The sequence below is a fragment of the Tranquillimonas rosea genome, assembly GCF_900111315.1.
Classification (GTDB): domain Bacteria; phylum Pseudomonadota; class Alphaproteobacteria; order Rhodobacterales; family Rhodobacteraceae; genus Tranquillimonas; species Tranquillimonas rosea.
The window spans coordinates 509,465-528,163 of record NZ_FOGU01000001.1 but is presented as its reverse complement, the minus strand read 5'-3'; the positions used below and the strand labels follow the sequence as shown (position 1 = coordinate 528,163).

The window sequence follows — 18,699 nt, the reverse complement described above, 5'->3', positions numbered from 1 at the left end:
CCAGTCTCATGCCGGCGCGCAGCGCGTCGCGGGGCCGGGCCGGCGGTGTGTCGGTACGCGGAGCGCCTCAGATCGCGAGGTATTCCGCGCGCAGCTTCTCGTCGTCCAGAACCTCCTTGGCGCTCCCGTCGTAGACGACAGATCCTGTGTCGAGGATGACGGCACGATCCGCAAGCTTAAGCGCTGCGACGGCGTTCTGTTCCACGATCACCGTCGTGATGCCCTGCTCGCGGATGATGTTCAGGGTCTTGGCGATCTCCTGCACGATCACCGGGGCGAGTCCCTCGTAGGGTTCGTCGAGAAGCAGCACCTTGATGTCACGCGCCAGGGCGCGGGCGATGGCCAGCATTTGCTGCTCGCCGCCCGACAGCGTCACGCCCTCCTGCCACTTGCGCTCGCCCAGGCGCGGGAAGAGCTCGTATATGCGCTCCAGCGACCAGCCGACGGGCGGGGCGATCTGGGCGAGCTTGAGGTTCTCCTCGACCGTGAGACCGGCGATGATGCGCCGATCCTCGGGCACGAGCGCGATCCCCGCGCCGGCGGCCTGATGCGCCTTCATCGTGTGCAGCGGCGCGTGGTCGAGCCAGATCTCGCCGTGCTTCAACTCGGGCGAACCGAGCCGGGCGATGGTGCGCAGGGTCGAGGTCTTGCCCGCGCCGTTGCGGCCGAGCAGGGCGAGGATTTCGCCCTCGTGGACGTTGAAGCTGACATCCTGGACGATGTAGCTTTCGCCGTAATACGCCTCGAGCCCCCAGACCGACAGGAAGGCGGGGGCGGTGCTGGCGTGGTTGGCGTTCTTGTCGAACGGTCGCTGGTCGAGCATCGTCTGTCTCCGTTACGCGGCTTCGCCGAGATAGGCTTCCTGCACCTTGGGGTGGCCCTTGATCTTGTCGGGCGTGTCCTCGACCAGCGGCGTGCCCTGGGCGAGCACGGTGATCCGGTCGGCCAGCGAGAACACGACGTGCATGTCGTGCTCGATGATGCACATGGTGATGTCTCGCTTCGCCTTGATCTGGTTCAGCAGGTCGATCGTGTTGTTGGTGTCGGCCCGCGCCATTCCGGCGGTAGGCTCATCCAGAAGCAGGAGCTTGGGCTTCTGACTGAGGCACATTGCCATCTCGAGCCGCCGCTTGTCGCCGCGCGACAGCGAGGCGGCGTGCAGGTCGCGCTTTTCCAGCATGTTCACGTCCGCCAGCACCGCCTCGGCCTCTTCGACGATGTCGCGTTCGTGGGCGACGCTTTCGAAGGCGTGCATCCGGAACGAGCCGTCGCGCTTGGCGAAGATCGGGATCATCACGTTTTCGAACACGGTGAGGTCGCCGAAGATCTCGGGGGTCTGGAACACCCGGCTGATGCCCATCTGGTTGATCTCGTGCGGCTTGCGCCCGAGCACCGACTGGCCGTCGAACATCACGCTGCCGGTGTCGGGGATCAGCTTGCCGATCAGGCAGTTGAGCAGGGTCGACTTGCCGGCGCCGTTGGGGCCGATGATGGCGTGGACGCTGTTCTCCTTCACCGAGAGGTTGACCTCGGAGAGCGCCTTGAGGCCGCCGAAGTTCTTGTTGACGTTCTTGACTTCGAGAATGCCCATGTCGTGATCCTCACTCGGCGGGTTGCTTGCGGGCGGCCTCGGCCTCGGCGCCGCCGGCCTTGCGGCCGCGACGGCGGAAGACGTACTTGCCGATGCGCTGTCCGCCCTCGACCAGCCCGCCGGGCAGGAAGATGACGACCAGCATGAACAGCAGGCCGAGCGTCAGGTGCCAGCCCTTGCCCACGAAGGGATGGACGACGGTGACCAGCACGTTCTCGATCCCGTCGGGCAGGAAGCCGAACCAGCCGTGCAGCACGCCGTCGTTGATCTTCGAGAAGATGTTCTCGAAGTACTTGATGAAGCCCGCGCCCAGCACCGGGCCGATCAGCGTGCCCGCTCCGCCGAGGATCGTCATCAGGACGACCTCGCCGCTGGCGGTCCACTGCATCCGCTCGGCCCCGGCGAGCGGGTCCATAGACGCCATCAGCCCGCCGGCGAGGCCGGCATACATTCCCGAGATCACGAAGGCGGCGAGGGTGTAGGGCCGCGCGTTGAGACCGGTGTAGTTCAGCCGCTGCTGGTTCGACTTGACCGCCCGCAGCATCATCCCGAAGGGCGAGCGGAAGAGCCGGATCGCCATGTAGAAGGCCACCAGCAGGACCGCCGCGCACAGGTAGTAGCCGGCGTTGATGTCGAAGCTCCACCCGCCCATGCGCAGCGTTTCGGTCGCGCGCATCTCGAGCCCGAAGAAATGCGGGATGTCGGGGGCCCCGGACCGCTGGAAGTACTGCGGGTCGGAGGTGTAGACCTGCAGCCCCGTCTCGCCGTTGGTGATCGGCGTCAGCACCGAGTAGGCGAGCGCGAAGGACATCTGCGCGAAGGCCAGCGTGAGGATCGAGAAGTAGATCCCCGATCGCCGGAGCGAGATGAAGCCGATGAGCAGGGCGAAGACCGCACCGACGATAACCGACAGGATGATGGCCGGCACGACGTTGTAGCCCAGCAGCTTGAACATCCACACCGCCGCGTAGGAGCCGACGCCCAGGAAGGCGGCGTGCCCGAACGAGAGATAGCCGGTCAGGCCGAACAGGATGTTGAAGCCGATCGCGAAGATTCCGAAGATCACGAACCGCTGCATCAGGTCGGGATAGCCCGCGTTGAACTGCGCCAGCGAGCTGTTCGCGGGGAAGGGGTTCAGAAGGAACGGCGCGAACAGGGTCATCAGTGCGACGATGACCAGCAGCCACGTGTCCTTGGTGTTCAATCCGAGCATGGGATTACTCCTCCATCACGCCCTTGCGCCCCATCAGACCGCGCGGACGGGTCAGAAGGACGATGATGGCGACGAGGTAGATGATGATCTGGTTGATGCCGGGGATCAGGTCGATCACCGCGGTCATCGAGGCGAAGGATTCCAGGATGCCCAGCAGGAAGCCGGCCAGCACCGCGCCGGGCAGCGAGCCCATGCCGCCGACCACGACGACGACGAAGCTCAGCACGAGGAAGTCCATCCCCATGTGGTAGTTCGGCGCGTTGATCGGCGTGTACATCACGCCCGCCAGTCCCGCGACGCCGGCCGCGATGCCGAACATGATGGTGAAGCGCTTGTCGATGTCGATGCCCAAGAGGCCCACCGTCTCTCGGTCGGCCATGCCCGCGCGCACCACCATGCCGAAGGTCGTGAACTGCAGGAAGGCGAACACGCCCGAGATCACCGCCATCGCGAACACGAAGTAGACGAGGCGCCAGTAGGGATAGATGATCGCGCCGGGGTCGAAGCCCAGAAGGACGCCGAAGTCGAACGACCCGCTGAACACGTCGGGAGCGGGGGTCGGGATCGGGTTGGCGCCGTAGAAATACTTGATGATCTCCTGCAGCACGATCGCCAGGCCGAAGGTCACGAGGATCTGGTCGGCATGGGGGCGCTTGTAGAAGTGCTTGATCAGGCCGCGCTCCATCACGAAGCCGACGAGCAGCATGATCGGGATGGCGAAGAGGATTGCCAGGGGCACCGACCAGTCGATGATCGTGGCGCCGGTCTCGGGGCCGAACCACGCTTGGACGTAGGGCGTCTCGACCGTCATCGGGTTGCCGAGAAAGTCGGTGCGGCTGTCGTCGACCGTCTCGTAGCTGATCGTCAGGATGCGTTGCAGGGTCACCGCGCAGAAGGCGCCGATCATGAACAGCGCCCCGTGGGCGAAGTTCACCACCCCCAGCGTGCCGAAGATGAGCGTCAGGCCGAGGGCGATGAGCGCGTAGGCCGAGCCCTTGTCCAGACCGTTGAGGATTTGAAGTAGGATCGCGTCCATCTCGTGGGACCTCTCGGAAGATGCGGGATGTCGCCGCGTATCACTCCGCCGCCCCCATCAGGGGACGGCGGAGCTTCGGCGGCCGGGCGCCGCTGCCTGACGCCCGGCCGATGACCGCGCGGATCAGGCGCCCGGGTTGCACTCACCCAGATTGCCGCCCGCGAACATCTCGTGCTCGGGGTCGTAGGTGACCTTCTCGGCCGGGGTGGCCTCGACGATCTCCACGAGGTCGAACTCGTTCTCGGGGTTCTCCTTGCCGCGCACGACGACGACGTCCTTGAAGCACTGGTGGTCGGACGCGCGGTAGAGGGTCGGGCCGTTGCCGAGCCCGTCGAACTCGTACCCTTCCAAGGCCTCGGCCACGGCGCACGGGTTGAACGAGCCCGCCCGCTGCACCGCGTCGGCGTAGAGGATCGTCTGGGCGTAGCAGGTGTGCGCCGCCTGGCTCGGCGGGAAGCCGTACTTTTCGCCAAAGGACTGCACGAAAGCGTTGGTGCCCTTGTAGCGGTCGCCCAGCTGGTTCTCGATCTTCCAGTCCCAGTTCTGGCTGCCGGGGATACCGGCGATGTTCTCGCCCGCGCCACGCGCCATCAGCTCGGAATAGAGCGGCACGACGATCTGGAAGTCCTTGCCGTTGGCCGTGGCTTCCTTGAGCCCGAACTGCACCGCGTTGGTCAGCGAGTTGACCATGTTGCCGCCGTAGTGGTTCAGCACCAGCACGTCGGCGCCCGAGTTCAGGACCGGCGCGATGTAGGACGAGAAGTCCGTCGCCGCCAGCGGGGTGAGGACGTTGTTCACCGTCTCCCAGCCGAGCGCCTCGGTCGCGGCCTGGATCGATTCCTGCTGCGTCCAGCCCCAGGTGTAGTCGGCGGTCAGGTGATATGCCTTGCGGTCGCTGCCGTAGAGACCTTCGAGCACCGGCGCCATCGCCTGCGCGGACATGTAGGCGTTGAAGAAGTGGCGGAAGCCGTTGGCCTTCTTGTCCTTGCCGGTAGTGTCGTTCGAGTGGGTGAGACCCGCCATGAAGATCACGCCGGCCTCCTGGCAGAGACCCTGCACCGCGACGGCGACGCCCGAGGACGAGCCGCCGGAGATCATCACCGCGCCGTCCTTCTCGATCATCGAGCGGGCGCTGGCGCGGGCCGCGTCGGACTTGGTCTGGGTGTCGCCGGTGACGTACTCGACCTTCTTGCCGAGGATGCCGCCACCCTCGAGCGCGTCGCTCGAGAAGGTCTGCAGCATGCCGCCGTCGCCTTCGCCGTTGAGGTGCTCGACCGCCAGCTCGAAGGCGCGCAGCTCATCGGCGCCCTCGTCGGCATAGGGGCCCGTCTGCGGCACGTTGAAGCCCAGCGTGACCGTGCTGCCCGTGGGGGCATTGGTGAACCCGCTGTCCTGGGCCCAGGCCGCACCGGTGAAGAGCGTCGGCGTGGCCAGGACTCCCCCCATGGCCGCACCTGTCCGAAGCACGCCGCGGCGTGTCAGTCTCGATTTCGTCATGACTTCCTCCCGTTTCGTCACCGTCCAGCCGCGTGGGCGGACGGGCGTCCCTTTACAGGACAGGCAAAAATATGCCGGCAGGTCGAAAACAAAACAACAACTCTCTCTAAAAGCGTGATTTTTCTGTAAACAAATGAACAAGTCGTCTAAGTGTTTTGTAAACAAATTATCACGCGGGTGCAGAAAGTGCATGATTTGACGGGGCTTTCGCGATGCCGACACGCGGCCTGACGGGCACGCGCATCCGGGCGCGGCGACTGGATCTGGGCCTGCAGCAGGCCGAGCTGTCGCGACGCGTCGGAATTTCCGCGTCCTACCTGAACCTGATCGAACACAACCGCCGCAGAATCGGCGGCAAGCTGCTGTCGGACATCGCCAACGCGCTGGACACCGACTCCACCCAGCTGGCCGAGGGGGCCGAGGCGGCATTGCTGGATGCCCTGCGCGCGGCGGCGGCCAGTCCCGGCGGCGAGACGGCCGAGCGCGAGCGCGCCGAACGGTTCGCCGGGCAGTTCCCCGGCTGGGCCGGACTCGTCACCGCGCAGGCCCGGCGCATCGACACACTGGAGCGCGCGGTCGCGACGCTGAATGACCGCCTGGCGCACGACCCCTTCCTGTCGGCCTCGATCCACGACCTGCTGTCCACGGTCACCGCGATCCGCTCGACCAGCGGCATCCTCGCGGGGGAGGAGGCCGTTGATCCCGAATGGCAGACCCGGTTCCACCGCAACCTCTACGAGGACAGCCGGCGGCTGGCGGAAAGCGCCCAGGCGCTGGTCAGCTATCTCGACGCGGGCGGCAACGCCGAAAAGACGCTCGCCGCCCCGCAGGAGGAACTGGAGGCGTGGCTGTCGGCGCGGGGCCACCACATGCCCGAGATCGAGGACGGCGCGGCGCCCGCGGCGGTCGTTGACGGCGCAGCGGAGCTGTCCAGCGCCTCGTCCAGCGCGCTGGCGCTCGCCCATGTCGGCCGCTACGCCTCTGACGCGGCGGCGCTGCCGATGGCGCCGTTCCTCGACAGCGTGGATGCGTTGGGCATGGACCCCGCGGGGCTGGCGGCGCGGTTCGGTGTCGGGCTGAGCGTAGTGCTGCGGCGCCTCGCCCAGATGCCCGAGGACCGTCTGCCGGGGCCGGTGGGCCTGGTCGTCTGCGACGGCTCGGGCACGCTGACCTTCCGCAAGCCGGTGGCCGGCTTCGATCTGCCCCGGTTCGGCGCGGCCTGTCCGCTGTGGCCGCTGTTCCAGGCGCTGGCCCGGCCGATGCAGCCGATCCGCTCGTGGATCGCGCCGGCGGGACGGGCGCCCCAGCGGTTCCTGTCCTTCGCGGTGTCCGAGCCAAGCTATCCAGAGGGCTTCGACGGCCCGGCGGTGATCGAGGCGGTGATGCTGCTGCATCCGTCGGCGGTGCCGGCGGAGGTCGTCCCCAATACGGTCGGCGTGAGTTGCCGCATCTGCCCCCGTGCCGAGTGCCCGGCGCGCCGCGAGCCCTCGATCGTGGCCGCGGCCGGCTAGAGAAGAGCGCCGCCGCGCAAGTGGCGGCTTTCTTTGACTTGACCGGAGCGGCGCGTCATAGTTTCACATCACGGCTGCACCTTGGGGAGGAGGGGCATCGTCGCATGGGCAAGCGTGTCCTGCTGATCGAGGACGAACCGAGCATCATCGAAGCGATCCGCTTCATCCTGTCCCGCGACGGATGGGCAGTGGATACGCATGCCGATGGCGCCACGGCGATGACCGCGCTGGCGCGGCGCACGCCGGATCTGGTGATCCTCGACGTGATGCTGCCGGGGCGGTCGGGGTTCGACATCCTGTCCGACCTGCGCGCCGATCCGGTGCATGGCGCGCTGCCGGTGCTGATGCTCACCGCGCGGGGACAGACCCGCGACCGCGAGCAGGCGCTGGCGCTGGGCGCGAGCCGGTTCATGACCAAGCCCTTCTCGAACGCCGAGGTCCGCGATGCGGTCAACGCGCTGTTCGCTGAGGCCGGCGGCGACGCCGCGCGGCAGGCATGAGCACCTCGCGGCCGCCCGTCTTTCTCGAGCGGCAATCCTATCGCCGTCGGCGGCTGGCCGACGCCGCCCGGCTGTTGCCTCTGGCGGGCGCCGTCGCCTTCGTCTTTCCGGTGTTCTGGTCCGGCGGTGACGAGGCCGCGGCACGCCCCGCCACGGCGGATGCGGGGCTTTACGTCTTTGCCGTGTGGCTGGGCCTGATCGTGTTGGCGGCGCTTCTGTCGGGACGGCTGGTGCGCCATGGCGAGGACGCGGACCAGGACGGCTGATGCTTTCGTTCAACCTGCTTCTGGCCGTCTGCCTGTGCTACGTCGTCCTGCTGTTCGCGATCGCCTTCTGGGCCGAGAAGCGGGCCGAGGGCGGACGGCTGGGCTGGCTGCGCTCGCCGCTGGTCTACACGCTGTCGCTGTCGATCTACTGCACCGCGTGGACGTTCTACGGCGCGGTCGGATATGCCGCGCGCTCGGGGCTGGAATTCGCCACGATCTATCTCGGGCCGACGCTGATCATGGTCGGCTGGTGGGGCATCCTGCGCAAGATGGTGCGGATCGGCCGGACCCAGCGGATTACCTCGATCGCGGACCTGATCTCGTCGCGCTACGGCAAGTCGACGCTGCTGGGCGTGCTGGTGACGCTGCTGGCGGTGCTCGGGACCACGCCGTACATCGCGCTGCAGCTCCAGTCGGTGACGCTGTCCTTCGCGGTTTTCGCCACCGACAGCCATGTCGCCACGCCCGAGCACTGGCAGAGCCCGGACCTCGAGGCCACGGCGCTGTGGGTCGCGGCGGGGCTGGCCATCTTCACCATCGTGTTCGGCACCCGGAACATCGACGTGAACGAGCGTCACCACGGCGTCGTCACCGCCATCGCCGTCGAGGCCGTGGTCAAACTGTTGGCTCTGCTGGCGGTCGGGGCCTTCGTGGTGTGGTCGGTGGCGGACGGTCCGGGCGACATCTACCGCTACATCGACGCGTCACCGATCAGCGACTGGCAGGTGGCGCCGGGCCGCTGGATCGGTCTGACCTTCCTGTCGGCGGCGGCCTTCCTGTGCCTGCCGCGGATGTTCCACGTCCTCGTCGTCGAGAACGCGGACGAGCGGCACCTGGCCACCGCCAGCTGGGCCTTTCCGCTGTATCTCTTCGCGATGAGTCTCTTCGTCGTCCCGATCGCGGTCGTGGGGCTGGCAACAATGCCCGAGGGCAGCAATCCCGACCTGTTCGTCCTGACGCTGCCCCTGTCGTTCGACCGCGAGGTGCTGGCGATGTTCGCCTTCCTTGGCGGGTTCTCGTCGGCGACCTCGATGGTGATCGTCGCGGCGATCGCGCTGGCGACGATGGTGTCGAACCACATCGTCATGCCGATCTGGCTGGCCACCCGCACCGACGGCGCGTCGATGTCGGGCGACGTGCGCAACGTGCTGCTGCTGTCGCGGCGGCTGTCGATCATCGGCGTGCTGGGGCTGGGCTATACCTATTTCCGGGTGTCGGGGGGCGGGACCGCGCTGGCGGCGATCGGGCTGATCTCGTTCGTGGGCGTGGCGCAGGTGCTGCCGGCGCTTCTGGGCGGGATCTTCTGGCGCGGGGCGACGCGGGTCGGGGCGGCGCTCGGCGTGGGCGTGGGGTTCGCGATCTGGCTCTATGCGCTGCTCCTGCCCAGCTTCGGCCCCGATGCCGCGATGCCCGCCGCGCTGCTGCAGGACGGACCCTGGGGCGTGGGCTGGCTGCGGCCGCAGGCGCTGCTGGGCACCGGCGCGATGGACCCGGTGATCCATGCGCTGTTCTGGTCGATCCTGCTGAACACGCTGGCCTTCTGCGCGGGCTCGCTGCTGACCTTTCCGACGCCGCTGGAGCGGTTGCAGGGCGCCGATTTCGTGCATGTCTTCCGCCACCCGGCCGGCGCGCGCGGCTGGTCGCCGGGAATGGCCGAGGCCGAGGACCTGCTGATCATGGCGCAGCGCATCCTGGGCCCGTCCGAGGCGCAGGCGCTGTTCCAGGCCGAGGCGTCCGCGCAGGGCAAGCAGGGCTACCTGCCTGACACCACGTCGGATTTCCTCGACCGGCTCGAACGCGAACTGGCCGGGTCGGTCGGGGCGGCGACGGCCCATGCGATGCTGGGGCAGATCACCGGCGGGGCGGCGGTGTCGGTCGAGGAACTGATGCGCGTGGCCGACGAGACCGCGCAGATCATGGAATACTCCGCCCAGCTCGAGGCGAAGTCGGCCGAACTCAGCCGCACCGCCCGACAGCTGCGCGAGGCGAACGAGAAGCTCACGGCGCTGTCGATCCAGAAGGACGCCTTTCTCAGCCAGATCAGCCACGAGTTGCGCACGCCGATGACCTCGATCCGGTCGTTCTCCGAGATCCTGCGGGACGGCGGCGTCGAAGAGCCCGAGGCCCGCAGCCGCTATGCCGGCATCATCCATGACGAGGCGCTGCGCCTGACGCGGCTTCTGGACGATCTGCTGGACCTCAGCGTGCTGGAGAACGGGCAGGTCACGCTGAACGAGCAGGACGTGATGCTGTCGCAGGTGATCGACCGGGCGGTGACGGCCACCGGCTCGCGCGCGGACGGGCTGCGCATCCGCCGCAACCCGGCCGACGAACAGGTGCCGCTGCGGACCGACCCCGACCGCCTGGCGCAGGTGTTCATCAACCTGATCGCCAACGCGCGTAAATACTGCGACGCGGCCGAACCCGAGCTGGGAATCGCGGTGCGGCGCGGCGGCGTGGCGGTATCGGTGGATTTCGTCGACAACGGCGCGGGGATTCCGCGCGACGCGCAGGCGGTGATCTTCGAGAAGTTCTCTCGCCTCGGGGACACCTCGGCGGCGGGCGGCGCGGGGCTGGGCCTGGCGATCTGCCGCGAGATCATGGTCCGGCTGGGCGGCGGGATCTCGTATCTGCCGGGGCAGGGCGGTGCGGCGTTCCGCGTCACGCTGCCTCTGGCGAATGTCCGCGCGGCGTAAGCGTTTGGTAACGGCATTTTGGCAGGAAGGCCCCTCAGGAAGAGCGGACGGACTCCATGACGGCCGAGGCACGGCAGACCACGCTGCACCGGATGATCGACCGGGCCGACGATCGGCTGGCCGGTGTCGAACCGGCTCTGCGCCGTGCCTGGCGGCTGGCGCTGGTCAAGGGATTGTCCGGCGGCGCCGGCCTGCCGGCGGCGCTGACCGCGTTCGAACAGGCCGATGTGCCGGCGGCCGAGCGGGCGGACCTGCCCGAAGAGGACGACCTGATCGCGCTGCTCGAGGCGCCGGGTGGCGCGCTCGGAGTCGCGATGGTGTCGTCGCAGCTCGTCTCGGCGGTGATCGAGGCGCAGACGATGGGCAAGGTGCTGGCCCGCGCCGCGCCCAGCCGTCAGCCGACGATCACCGATGCCACGATGCTGGCCGACGTGATCGACCGGGTGCTCAGCACCTTCGACGCCGAAGCCGAGGGATACGACGACGCGCCGGGCCGCGGGTTCCGCTATGGCACCCGGCTGGCCGATGGCCGCGCGGCCGCGCTGGCGCTGGCCGACGCGCCGCACCTCGTGCTGCGGTTCGATCTGGCGCTGGGGGTCGGCACCGGGCGGAGCGGTGTCCTGCGGTTGCTGCTGCCGCAGCCGAAGGCCGCCGATGTCTATGACCCCGACCTCTGGCGCGGGCGGCTCGAACAGGCGGTTCTCCAGGCCGAGGTTCCGGTCTCGGTCGAACTGGTCCGGCTGCCGCTGCCGGTGGGTCGGGCCCGCGATCTACAGCGGGGCGACCTGGTTCCCATCCCGCGCGACGCGCTGTCCCGTGCGCGCCTGGCGGGGCCGGGCGGCGCCACGCTGGGCTGGGCGCATCTGGGACAGAGCGGCGGGCATAGGGCGGTGCGCCTGACAGGCGCCGCTGACGCCGCCGCGCCCGACACTTGGGAGCCGCAGCAGCTGACCGACGAGGGCTAGGTGCGGGTGATGCCCCGCTTGCCCATCATCTCGAGCTGCGGACGCAGCCCGGCAATGTCGTATCCGGCGCGGCCCGCCGTCTCGATCAGGTCGTCGGGCGAGGCATGCTCGGCCTGCGACAGCGCCCAGACGATGGTGCAGCGGGTGCCCGACCGGCAATAGGCGAAGACCGGGCCCTCTGCCTCGGACAGCACCTTGCCCTGGGTCGTGACGTTGTCCTCGGTCAGCGCGCCGTTGACCACCGGATTGTCATGGAAGGCAAGGCCGGCCGCCTCGGCCGCCGCGCGCACGGCTGCGGCGTTCTCGTCCGGGCCGACCTCGGAATCGGGGCGGTTGCAGATGATGACTTTATAGCCGGCTTCGGCCAGCGCGGGCACATCCTCGGGCGTGATCTGCGGCGAGACGGCGTAGGCGGGGGTGATGGTGCGGATTTCCATGTGCGGACAGTATCGCCGCGCGCGGCGGGTTTCCAGCGTCGGCGCGTACCTGAGATGCGCAGCGGAACGTCACCCTGCCACCCTGATCGGCAGAGCGGGCGCCAATGTGCCGAAGCTGCTCTTTCGTGCTTCGCAGCTGACGCTCCGTCATGTTAGACTTTTGGATAAGGGTACAGTCTGCCGTACCCGAGCTGCCATGGGAGGACTGGCCAATGCGCCAATACCGCAAGACGGACGAGATCGACCGTTTGGTTGATACTGTGCTCACCCAGCCCGAACGCATCGACGAGGTCAAGGCGGCGCTGCGCCGTCGCCTGTCGTCGAGCGCCGACTTGCGCGTTGCTTCGACCAGACCCGTCGCGACCGCCGAGCCCGACGATCTGTGGGACAATGTCCCTGTCTGAGGTTTGACCTCAGGACAGGATGACACCCAGCAGGCACATCATCAATCCGAGCGCCGATATTGCCAGCGCTCCGAGATTCCAGGCGACGAGGCGCTGAAGCCGTGCGCGCAGCGCCTCGTCCGTCAGGCCGGCCCGCCGCGCGCGCCAGGCCTCGACGATGCACCAGACGAGGCCCGCCAGACCCAGAAGGGAAAGCGCGGCGCCGCCCCATACAAGTGCTTCCATCGCCCCAGCCTCCGTGTTGCCGTGTCCTTCAGGTGCGCGTGCCTAGCGTGAAACCCCGCGCGCGGCAATCGACGCATCTTGTCCCGGCCGGCGCGGGCTTGTAGGAGGCGGGCTCATCCCGCGAAAGCAAGGCGTTTCCCATGAGCGACATCGTCGATCCCCCTTCTGACAATTATCGTGTGACGGCGGACGAGCTGCGACAGTTCGTCGAACGCTACGAGCGGCTGGAGCAGGACAAGAAGGACATCGCCGAACAGCAGAAAGAGGTCATGGCCGAGGCCAAGGGGCGCGGCTACGACACCAAGGTGATGAAGAAGGTCATCGCGCTGCGCAAGCGTGAGCCCGACGACATCGCCGAGGAAGAGGCGGTGCTTGACATGTACAAGCAGGCGCTTGGCATGGGCTGATCCCCGCGAGGCCGTGCCCACCGGAATGATGTACCCCTTCGGGTCGATACCGGCGCACGCGCCTTTGCGGTAGTCTCGTCATCGTCCGGCATGTCGGCCGGCCGTCATCGCCCGGCACATCCCGATGTGCCGCAAGGGGGGACGAGACTATGATCCTCACGTTTCACCGAGTCCTGTCCTGTGCCATCGTGTGCCTGTCGATCGCGGGCGGGGCACGGGCGCAGTCGACCATTCCCGAGATGCCACGCCTGTGGTTCCCGAAATCGCCACCCGCCCAGCCCGCCCCCTGCGAGGGCAAGGCCTGCCCGGCCCCTGGCGGCGGACAGTCTACCGGGCCAGCAGGGTGACCCCGGGCATCGCGGCGAGCCGGTCGATATCGGCCGCATAGAGCGCCGTGAGCTCGTCGACCAGCGCGGGCGACCAGCCGGGCAGATCGATCTCGGTCTGGTGCGTGCCGGGCAGGGCGAACTTGTCGAGGAACGCCGCCATGATCCGCTGCCGGGTCTCTGCTTGTGCGGGCGGGTGCCGCTTGACGTAGGCGCGCAGGCGGTGCTGGCCCTCGTCGGACATGATGTGGCGCAGCATGTCGAAATCGCCGTGCAGGTGCGCGGAGGACGGCAGGCCCGCGATACTGCGCAGGATCGTCGGGAAAAGCAGTGGCGCGTTCTCGTGGCACCAGACAACGATGCCGGCGTCCGGCGCCGCCTCCTGCAGGCGCAGGACGAAGCCCGACCATGACAGCTCGCGCGGGTCCGTTCCGTGCAGCACGTCCGGCTGCGGGCGCCTGTCGTCGGACTGCGCGGCGACGAGGGCGGGGACGAAGCTGGCCGGGTTGCGGATGCCGAGGTGGAACGTGACCGTGTGGTCGGCGAACGCCCGGCGCAGCCACCCGGCCTTGAACGCGCGCGGATAGAGCATCCCGTCGCCGATGGCGCGGCCCGGCACCGAGATGAAGCTGTCGTTCGACAACACGAGCCGGGCGGGATCCTCGCCCTCAAGGATCGCTTCGAGCGTGGCGTCCTGCCGCTCGCTCGTGGCGGTCTCGCCGCGCAGCGTCGTGATCAGATCGCGCAGGAGCGGGCGGTAGGTCTGCGGATCGGGAACGCTTACGCCGTGTTCGGCCAGGCGCGCGCGGTTTCGCAGCAGCGACTTTACCAGCCGGTCGTGATCGGTGCAGTGCGCGCCGATGTGAAAGGCAATCTCCATCGCGTCTTTCTGCGGCGTTGCGTCCGCGATGACCAGCGCCTTTTGGTGGACTTCCGACCCCCTGAGGCGCTAGGTGCGCATCATGGTCGATCAAAAGACTCAAGCATCGCCGGACGCCCGCCCGCTGCCGCGGATCGACCTGTGGTCGGTCGCCGCCATCGCTATTGCCGCGCTCGTTCTCCTGCCGCTCGTCACGGTCGGCTGGCTGGCCCTGACGCCGGGCCAGAACATCTGGCCGCAGCTTCTGTCGACGGTGCTGCCACGCTATTTCGGCAACTCGGTGCTCCTGATGTTGGGCGTCGGGATCTCGGCGGCGGTGGTGGGCACGGGGACCGCCTGGCTGATCGTCAGCTACCGCTTTCCCGGAGCGCGCTGGCTGGAATGGCTGCTGCTGCTGCCGCTGGCGATCCCGGCCTATGTCGGCGCCTACGCCATCGTCGACTTTCTGGAATACGCGGGCCCGGTTCAGCGCGGTCTCAGGGCGCTGTTCGGCTGGCAGTCGGCGGGGGACTACTGGTTTCCCGACATCCGCTCGCAGGGCGTCGCGATCGTCGTGCTTGCCGCCGCGCTGTATCCGTATGTCTACCTCATGGCGCGCGCCGCCTTCCGCGAGCAATCCGGCAACGCGATCGAGGTCGCGCGCCTGCTGGGCTCGGGCCCCTGGGCACGGTTCTTTCGCGTGGCCCTGCCGCTGGCACGTCCGGCGATCGCGGCGGGAACCGCCATCGTGATGATGGAGACGGTCAACGATTTCGGGGTGGTCGACTATTTCGGCGTGCAGACGCTTACGACCGGCATCTTCACCGTCTGGCTGGAGATGAACAGCGCGGGCGGCGCGGCGCAGATCGCCTGCGTCATCCTGGTGATGGTGCTGGCCCTGATGGGGCTCGAACGCGGCAGCCGTCGGCGGGGGCGGACCCATCGCGCGACGCGCGGCGAGCGTCCGATGCCGGCGATCGACCTGACCGGCTGGCGCGGTGTTGCGGCGACGCTGGCCTGCGCCGTCCCCTTCGCCGTCGGCTTCGTCCTGCCGGTGGGCGTGATGGGCTGGCACGCCCTCCGCCACCCCGACGCGTGGCTCGCGCCGGGTCTGGGGCGGTCGCTGATGCACACGGTCGTCGCCGGCGGCGCGGCGGCGCTGCTGACGGTGCTCGGGGCGCTGGTGCTGGTCTATGGCGTGCGGCTGGCGGGCCGGTCGCTGCCCCGGCGCCTGATGCCGGTCACGACGATCGGCTATGCGGCACCGGGTGCGGTGCTGGGGCTTGGCATCCTGATCCCGCTGGCCGCGTTCGACAACGCACTGGCGGACGCGATCCTGGCGGTCACGGGGCACGATCCTGGGCTGATCCTGACCGGCTCGGCCGCGGCGATCGTGGTGGCCTATTGCGTGCGCTTCTTCGCCATCGCCCAGGGCGCGGCCGATTCGGCGATGGGCCGGGTGTCGCCGAGCCTGCCGATGGCGGCGCGGGCGCTGGGGCTGGGTGCGGGCGGGACGCTGCGCCATGTCTACGCGCCGCTGATGCGCGCGTCGCTGGGGACGGCGCTTTTGCTGGTGTTCGTCGATTGCGTCAAGGAACTGCCTGCGACATTGCTGCTGCGGCCGTTCAACTACAACACGCTGGCGACACGGGTGCACGAGCAGGCCTCGCTCGAACGGATTGGCGAGGCCTCGCCCGCGGCGCTTCTGGTGATGGGTGTCGGGCTGGTAGCGGTCATCGTTCTGGCCCGGACAAATCGCTGAGACTTGCGCCGCCCCGGCGCACGTCCTAGAGACGCGGGCAGGGCCGGTCTAGCTCAGCTGGTAGAGCGCCTGATTTGTAATCAGGATGTCGGGGGTTCGAGTCCCTCGACCGGCACCATCCCCCGACACACCACGGTTCCGCGCTTCAGAGCGCCTCTTCGAGGAATTCCTGAAAGCCGCGCCATGCCGCCTGGTCGGCCTCGAGGTCGTAGTCGTCCGATCCCCAGACGGTGAAGGAATGGCGCGCGCCGCCGAAGACCTCGGCCCCGTGTTCGATCCCGGCCTCCTGCAGGTTGTTCAGGAGCCCCGCCATGGCTTCCATCCCCGAGACAGGGTCGGCCGAGCCGTGGAACACCATCACGGGTCCCTCAGCGGCGCTGTAATCCTGGCCTTCGGGCGTCTCGAGCCCGCCGTGGAACGTCGCGAAGCCGTCCAGCTCGGCCCCGGCGCGCAGTGCTTCGAGGGCCGCCGCGCCGCCGAAGCAATAGCCCATCAGCACCATGTCGTCGCTCGCGCCGGGGATGTTCCCGGCCTCTTCGATCGACCCCATCAGCCGCTCGCGGAACGTCTCGCGGTCCTCGTAGAGCGCGCCGGAGAGGGAGCGGTTCTCTTCGGTCGTCTGCGGGTCGGTATCCGCGCCGTAGACGTCGATGGCGAAGGCGGTATAGCCGAGCGCGGCCAGCATGTCGGCGCGGCGTTCCTCGTACTCGGTCATCCCGTCCCAGTCGTGGACGATCAGCACCGTGCCGCGCGGCTCGTCGAGAGCGGTGTTCGTGGCGACATACCCCTCGAAGGTCCGGTCGCCGACGGTGTATTCGTGATAGTTGCCCGTGATCTCCGCCTGCGCGGCGGTGGCGCCGCCAAGTGCGGCGAGGGCGAGTGAAAAGCGCAGTCGCATGGAAAGCCTCCCTTCGGTCATCTTCCGATCGGACGAGATAGCTTGACGCGTGGCGGGGTCCGCCGGCGTGACGCCGTGCCGCGGGGCACTAGGTCGCCCGGAATGACCGAGACACACGATACCATCGCCGTCATTGGCGCGGGACTGGCCGGCCTGACCGCCGCGCGGCGCCTGGCCGACGCGGGCCGAACGCCGGTCGTCTTCGACAAGGGGCGCGGCCTGGGCGGACGGCTGGCCACGCGCCGCACCGATCACGGCCCGTATGACCATGGCGCACCGGGCATCGCCGTTCGCAACGAGGATTTCGCCGCGCTAGTGGAAACGCTGGTGCAGGCCGGCGCCGCCGCCTGGCACGACGACGGCAAGGGGAACGACGCCGTCGGCCTTCCGGGGGCCAGCGGATTGTGCAAGCCGCTGGCCGAGGGGCTGACCGTCCATCGTGGCGTCCGCGTCGGCGAGGTGGCCCGCGCCGGTGTCGGCTGGAGCCTTGCCGACGGCGAAGGAAACGCGCTCGGCCGGTTCGACGCGGTGATCGTCGCGATCCCGGCGCCGCAGGCGGCCGAACTGGTCGGCGCCCATCTGCCGGACGACGCCTTCGAGCGGGTCGACATGGCGCCTTGCTGGACGCTTCTCGCCGCGTGGGAGGACGAGGTCACGCTTCCCGCGCCGGGCGGTGTCTTTGCCCAGATCGTCGAGCAGGGGAGCCTGCCGGACCGCGCGCCGCGCCCCCGCCGCATTGCCGCCCATGCCGACGCGGCGTGGAGCGCGGAGAACCTCGAACTCGACAGGGAGGCGGCCGCGAAGGCGCTTCTGGCCGAGCTCGATCCCGCCACGCCGCCGGTCCATGCCGCGGCGCATCGCTGGCGTTATGCCCGCACCGCCCGGGCGCTGGGGCAGCGCTGTCTTGCCACGGATGACGGGACGCTTCTGGCGGGAGGCGACTGGGCCCTCGGTCCCGAGGCCGAGCATGCCTGGGAGAGCGGCCGCGCGATGGCGGACGCGCTCTTGGCCTCTCTGCGCTGAGGGCCTATTCCTCGCCCCATGGCCGTTCAGATCCCAGACCTCGCCGCGCTCCGGGCGCTCGACTTCGACACCATCATCGATGTGCGCTCACCGTCGGAATACGCCGAGGATCACGTGCCCGGCGCGATCAACCTGCCGGTGCTGTCCGATGCCGAAAGGGCCGAGGTCGGAACGATCTACGTCCAGGAAAGCGCCTTCCGCGCCCGCAAGATCGGCGCGGCTCTGGTGGCGCGCAACGCGGCCCGGCATATCGAGGGGCCGCTGGCGCATCACGACGGCGGGTGGCGGCCGCTGGTCTATTGCTGGCGCGGGGGGCAGCGCTCGGGCTCGTTCGCCGGGATCCTGTCGCAGATCGGCTGGCGGGTCGATCTCGTCGCGGGCGGTTACCAATCCTACCGGCGGGCGGTGAAGGCCGCGCTCTATGATCGGCCGTTCCCGAGCCGGGTCGTGCTGGTCGACGGCAACACCGGCACCGCCAAGACCGACATCCTGGCCGCGCTCCGGGCGCGGGGGAGGCAGGTGATCGACCTCGAAGGGCTGGCCCGCCATCGCGGCTCGGTCTTCGGCGGCACCGGTGCCGACCAGCCGGAACAGAAGGGCTTCGAGAGCGCGCTGGCGGGCGAGGTCGCGGCGCTGGACCCGGCGCGGCCGGTCTTCGTCGAGGCGGAATCGTCCAAGGTTGGCGCCCGGATCGTGCCGCCCGCGCTCTGGGCCGAGATGCGCCGCGCCCCGCGGGTCGAGATTTCGGCCCCGCTGGAGGCCCGCGCCGAATACCTGACCCGCGCCTATGCCGATCTCATCGCCGCGCCGGGGCGGACGGAAGAGATCATTGCGGGCCTCAAGCGGCTGCAGGGGGCCGAGACCGTCGAGCGCTGGACCGGGCTTCTGCGCGAGGGCGCGTTCCAAACCCTCGCGGCCGAGTTGATGGAGCGGCACTATGACCCCCGGTACGCCAAGCAGCGCGGCCGGGGCGAGGGCGATTTCCTCGGCACGGTCAAGACCGAGGGGCTGCAACCCGACGATGTCGAGCGGATCGCGGACCGGCTCGACGCGATGGTGCCCGACCGGCAGGCCGCCGAGTAG

Annotated in this window: 19 protein-coding genes and 1 tRNA gene; 11 read left to right on the top strand and 9 right to left on the bottom strand. The window is 68.8% G+C overall.

Annotation, left to right across the window (positions count from 1 at the left end; all coding sequences use genetic code 11):
* Nucleotides 1-67 precede the first annotated feature (67 nt).
* The 5 genes from BMZ25_RS02515 to BMZ25_RS02495 all read right to left on the bottom strand — a co-directional run bounded on the left by BMZ25_RS02515 (nucleotide 68) and on the right by BMZ25_RS02495 (nucleotide 5,337).
* Nucleotides 68-823: an ABC transporter ATP-binding protein gene (locus tag BMZ25_RS02515; RefSeq protein ID WP_092687847.1), complete on the bottom strand. Its 756-nt coding sequence runs from the start codon at nucleotides 821-823 to the stop codon at nucleotides 68-70.
* Nucleotides 824-835: 12 nt separating this feature from the next.
* Nucleotides 836-1,591: an ABC transporter ATP-binding protein gene (locus tag BMZ25_RS02510; RefSeq protein ID WP_092687844.1), complete on the bottom strand. Its 756-nt coding sequence runs from the start codon at nucleotides 1,589-1,591 to the stop codon at nucleotides 836-838.
* A gap of 10 nt (nucleotides 1,592-1,601) precedes the next feature.
* Nucleotides 1,602-2,804 (bottom strand): branched-chain amino acid ABC transporter permease, encoded by a 1,203-nt coding sequence (locus tag BMZ25_RS02505; protein ID WP_092687841.1) that lies wholly within the window; start codon nucleotides 2,802-2,804, stop codon nucleotides 1,602-1,604.
* Nucleotides 2,805-2,808: 4 nt separating this feature from the next.
* Nucleotides 2,809-3,840 (bottom strand): branched-chain amino acid ABC transporter permease, encoded by a 1,032-nt coding sequence (locus tag BMZ25_RS02500; protein WP_092687838.1) that lies wholly within the window; start codon nucleotides 3,838-3,840, stop codon nucleotides 2,809-2,811.
* A 123-nt stretch (nucleotides 3,841-3,963) separates the two neighbouring features.
* On the bottom strand, nucleotides 3,964-5,337 hold the full coding sequence (locus BMZ25_RS02495) for a substrate-binding protein (RefSeq protein WP_092687835.1): 1,374 nt from the start codon (nucleotides 5,335-5,337) through the stop codon (nucleotides 3,964-3,966).
* A 212-nt stretch (nucleotides 5,338-5,549) separates the two neighbouring features.
* Here BMZ25_RS02495 and BMZ25_RS02490 point away from each other — a divergent pair, with 212 nt between their 5' ends.
* The 5 genes from BMZ25_RS02490 to BMZ25_RS02470 all read left to right on the top strand — a co-directional run bounded on the left by BMZ25_RS02490 (nucleotide 5,550) and on the right by BMZ25_RS02470 (nucleotide 11,275).
* Nucleotides 5,550-6,848 carry an XRE family transcriptional regulator gene (locus BMZ25_RS02490; protein ID WP_092687832.1) on the top strand — a complete coding sequence of 433 codons (1,299 nt, stop codon included), beginning with the start codon at nucleotides 5,550-5,552 and terminating at the stop codon, nucleotides 6,846-6,848.
* A 104-nt stretch (nucleotides 6,849-6,952) separates the two neighbouring features.
* On the top strand, nucleotides 6,953-7,348 hold the full coding sequence (locus BMZ25_RS02485; protein ID WP_092687830.1) for a response regulator transcription factor: 396 nt from the start codon (nucleotides 6,953-6,955) through the stop codon (nucleotides 7,346-7,348).
* Nucleotides 7,345-7,614 (top strand): hypothetical protein, encoded by a 270-nt coding sequence (locus BMZ25_RS02480; RefSeq protein WP_092687827.1) that lies wholly within the window; start codon nucleotides 7,345-7,347, stop codon nucleotides 7,612-7,614. The genes BMZ25_RS02485 and BMZ25_RS02480 overlap by 4 nt, the downstream gene beginning before the upstream one ends.
* Nucleotides 7,614-10,310, top strand: a complete 2,697-nt coding sequence (locus BMZ25_RS02475; RefSeq protein ID WP_092687825.1) for an ATP-binding protein — start codon at nucleotides 7,614-7,616, stop codon at nucleotides 10,308-10,310. The genes BMZ25_RS02480 and BMZ25_RS02475 overlap by 1 nt, the downstream gene beginning before the upstream one ends.
* A gap of 56 nt (nucleotides 10,311-10,366) precedes the next feature.
* Entirely contained in the window at nucleotides 10,367-11,275 is a 909-nt protein-coding gene (locus BMZ25_RS02470; RefSeq protein WP_092687822.1) for a FliM/FliN family flagellar motor switch protein, read from the top strand.
* Here BMZ25_RS02470 and BMZ25_RS02465 read toward each other — a convergent pair.
* On the bottom strand, nucleotides 11,272-11,712 hold the full coding sequence (locus tag BMZ25_RS02465) for a protein tyrosine phosphatase family protein (RefSeq protein WP_092687819.1): 441 nt from the start codon (nucleotides 11,710-11,712) through the stop codon (nucleotides 11,272-11,274). The two genes, BMZ25_RS02470 and BMZ25_RS02465, sit on opposite strands and share 4 nt — an antisense overlap.
* 212 nt (nucleotides 11,713-11,924) lie before the next feature.
* Between BMZ25_RS02465 and BMZ25_RS02460 the strand changes: the two genes are divergently transcribed.
* Nucleotides 11,925-12,116 (top strand): hypothetical protein, encoded by a 192-nt coding sequence (locus tag BMZ25_RS02460; RefSeq protein WP_092687816.1) that lies wholly within the window; start codon nucleotides 11,925-11,927, stop codon nucleotides 12,114-12,116.
* A 9-nt stretch (nucleotides 12,117-12,125) separates the two neighbouring features.
* Here the strand turns inward: BMZ25_RS02460 and BMZ25_RS02455 are convergent, their stop codons facing one another.
* Complete coding sequence (locus BMZ25_RS02455; protein WP_092687814.1) at nucleotides 12,126-12,341, bottom strand: hypothetical protein; 216 nt, start codon at nucleotides 12,339-12,341, stop codon at nucleotides 12,126-12,128.
* A 140-nt stretch (nucleotides 12,342-12,481) separates the two neighbouring features.
* Here BMZ25_RS02455 and BMZ25_RS02450 point away from each other — a divergent pair, with 140 nt between their 5' ends.
* Nucleotides 12,482-12,748, top strand: coding sequence for a DUF2312 domain-containing protein (locus BMZ25_RS02450; protein WP_092687811.1), 267 nt, complete (start codon nucleotides 12,482-12,484; stop codon nucleotides 12,746-12,748).
* 327 nt (nucleotides 12,749-13,075) lie between these two features.
* Here the strand turns inward: BMZ25_RS02450 and BMZ25_RS02445 are convergent, their stop codons facing one another.
* Nucleotides 13,076-13,954 carry a hypothetical protein gene (locus BMZ25_RS02445; RefSeq protein WP_092687808.1) on the bottom strand — a complete coding sequence of 293 codons (879 nt, stop codon included), beginning with the start codon at nucleotides 13,952-13,954 and terminating at the stop codon, nucleotides 13,076-13,078.
* Between the two features lie 82 nt (nucleotides 13,955-14,036).
* Here BMZ25_RS02445 and BMZ25_RS02440 point away from each other — a divergent pair, with 82 nt between their 5' ends.
* On the top strand, nucleotides 14,037-15,695 hold the full coding sequence (locus tag BMZ25_RS02440) for an ABC transporter permease (RefSeq protein ID WP_092688210.1): 1,659 nt from the start codon (nucleotides 14,037-14,039) through the stop codon (nucleotides 15,693-15,695).
* 42 nt (nucleotides 15,696-15,737) lie between these two features.
* Nucleotides 15,738-15,813: transfer RNA gene (locus tag BMZ25_RS02435), tRNA-Thr, on the top strand.
* Between the two features lie 27 nt (nucleotides 15,814-15,840).
* Here BMZ25_RS02435 and BMZ25_RS02430 read toward each other — a convergent pair.
* On the bottom strand, nucleotides 15,841-16,593 hold the full coding sequence (locus BMZ25_RS02430; protein WP_092687805.1) for a dienelactone hydrolase family protein: 753 nt from the start codon (nucleotides 16,591-16,593) through the stop codon (nucleotides 15,841-15,843).
* Between the two features lie 102 nt (nucleotides 16,594-16,695).
* Between BMZ25_RS02430 and BMZ25_RS02425 the strand changes: the two genes are divergently transcribed.
* Both BMZ25_RS02425 and mnmH read left to right on the top strand, forming a co-directional pair.
* The gene (locus tag BMZ25_RS02425; protein ID WP_092687802.1) at nucleotides 16,696-17,616 is read left to right on the top strand and encodes an NAD(P)/FAD-dependent oxidoreductase; all 921 of its coding nucleotides are present in this window, start codon (nucleotides 16,696-16,698) and stop codon (nucleotides 17,614-17,616) included.
* An 18-nt stretch (nucleotides 17,617-17,634) separates the two neighbouring features.
* Nucleotides 17,635-18,699, top strand: a complete 1,065-nt coding sequence (mnmH, locus tag BMZ25_RS02420) for a tRNA 2-selenouridine(34) synthase MnmH (protein ID WP_092687799.1) — start codon at nucleotides 17,635-17,637, stop codon at nucleotides 18,697-18,699.

Bases quoted from the DNA above. Each gene is read 5' to 3' on its own strand.
- BMZ25_RS02495 (WP_092687835.1), bottom strand. From the start codon at position 5,337: ATGACGAAATCGAGACTGACACGCCGCGGCGTGCTTCGGACAGGTGCG.
- BMZ25_RS02450 (WP_092687811.1), top strand. From the start codon at position 12,482: ATGAGCGACATCGTCGATCCCCCTTCTGACAATTATCGTGTGACGGCG.
- BMZ25_RS02440 (WP_092688210.1), top strand. From the start codon at position 14,037: ATGGTCGATCAAAAGACTCAAGCATCGCCGGACGCCCGCCCGCTGCCG.
- BMZ25_RS02430 (WP_092687805.1), bottom strand. From the start codon at position 16,593: ATGCGACTGCGCTTTTCACTCGCCCTCGCCGCACTTGGCGGCGCCACC.
- BMZ25_RS02425 (WP_092687802.1), top strand. From the start codon at position 16,696: ATGACCGAGACACACGATACCATCGCCGTCATTGGCGCGGGACTGGCC.
- BMZ25_RS02515 (WP_092687847.1), bottom strand. From the start codon at position 823: ATGCTCGACCAGCGACCGTTCGACAAGAACGCCAACCACGCCAGCACC.
- BMZ25_RS02445 (WP_092687808.1), bottom strand. From the start codon at position 13,954: ATGGAGATTGCCTTTCACATCGGCGCGCACTGCACCGATCACGACCGG.
- BMZ25_RS02470 (WP_092687822.1), top strand. From the start codon at position 10,367: ATGACGGCCGAGGCACGGCAGACCACGCTGCACCGGATGATCGACCGG.
- BMZ25_RS02475 (WP_092687825.1), top strand. From the start codon at position 7,614: ATGCTTTCGTTCAACCTGCTTCTGGCCGTCTGCCTGTGCTACGTCGTC.
- BMZ25_RS02510 (WP_092687844.1), bottom strand. From the start codon at position 1,591: ATGGGCATTCTCGAAGTCAAGAACGTCAACAAGAACTTCGGCGGCCTC.
- BMZ25_RS02485 (WP_092687830.1), top strand. From the start codon at position 6,953: ATGGGCAAGCGTGTCCTGCTGATCGAGGACGAACCGAGCATCATCGAA.
- BMZ25_RS02480 (WP_092687827.1), top strand. From the start codon at position 7,345: ATGAGCACCTCGCGGCCGCCCGTCTTTCTCGAGCGGCAATCCTATCGC.
- BMZ25_RS02500 (WP_092687838.1), bottom strand. From the start codon at position 3,840: ATGGACGCGATCCTACTTCAAATCCTCAACGGTCTGGACAAGGGCTCG.
- mnmH (WP_092687799.1), top strand. From the start codon at position 17,635: ATGGCCGTTCAGATCCCAGACCTCGCCGCGCTCCGGGCGCTCGACTTC.
- BMZ25_RS02505 (WP_092687841.1), bottom strand. From the start codon at position 2,804: ATGCTCGGATTGAACACCAAGGACACGTGGCTGCTGGTCATCGTCGCA.
- BMZ25_RS02455 (WP_092687814.1), bottom strand. From the start codon at position 12,341: ATGGAAGCACTTGTATGGGGCGGCGCCGCGCTTTCCCTTCTGGGTCTG.
- BMZ25_RS02490 (WP_092687832.1), top strand. From the start codon at position 5,550: ATGCCGACACGCGGCCTGACGGGCACGCGCATCCGGGCGCGGCGACTG.
- BMZ25_RS02465 (WP_092687819.1), bottom strand. From the start codon at position 11,712: ATGGAAATCCGCACCATCACCCCCGCCTACGCCGTCTCGCCGCAGATC.
- BMZ25_RS02460 (WP_092687816.1), top strand. From the start codon at position 11,925: ATGCGCCAATACCGCAAGACGGACGAGATCGACCGTTTGGTTGATACT.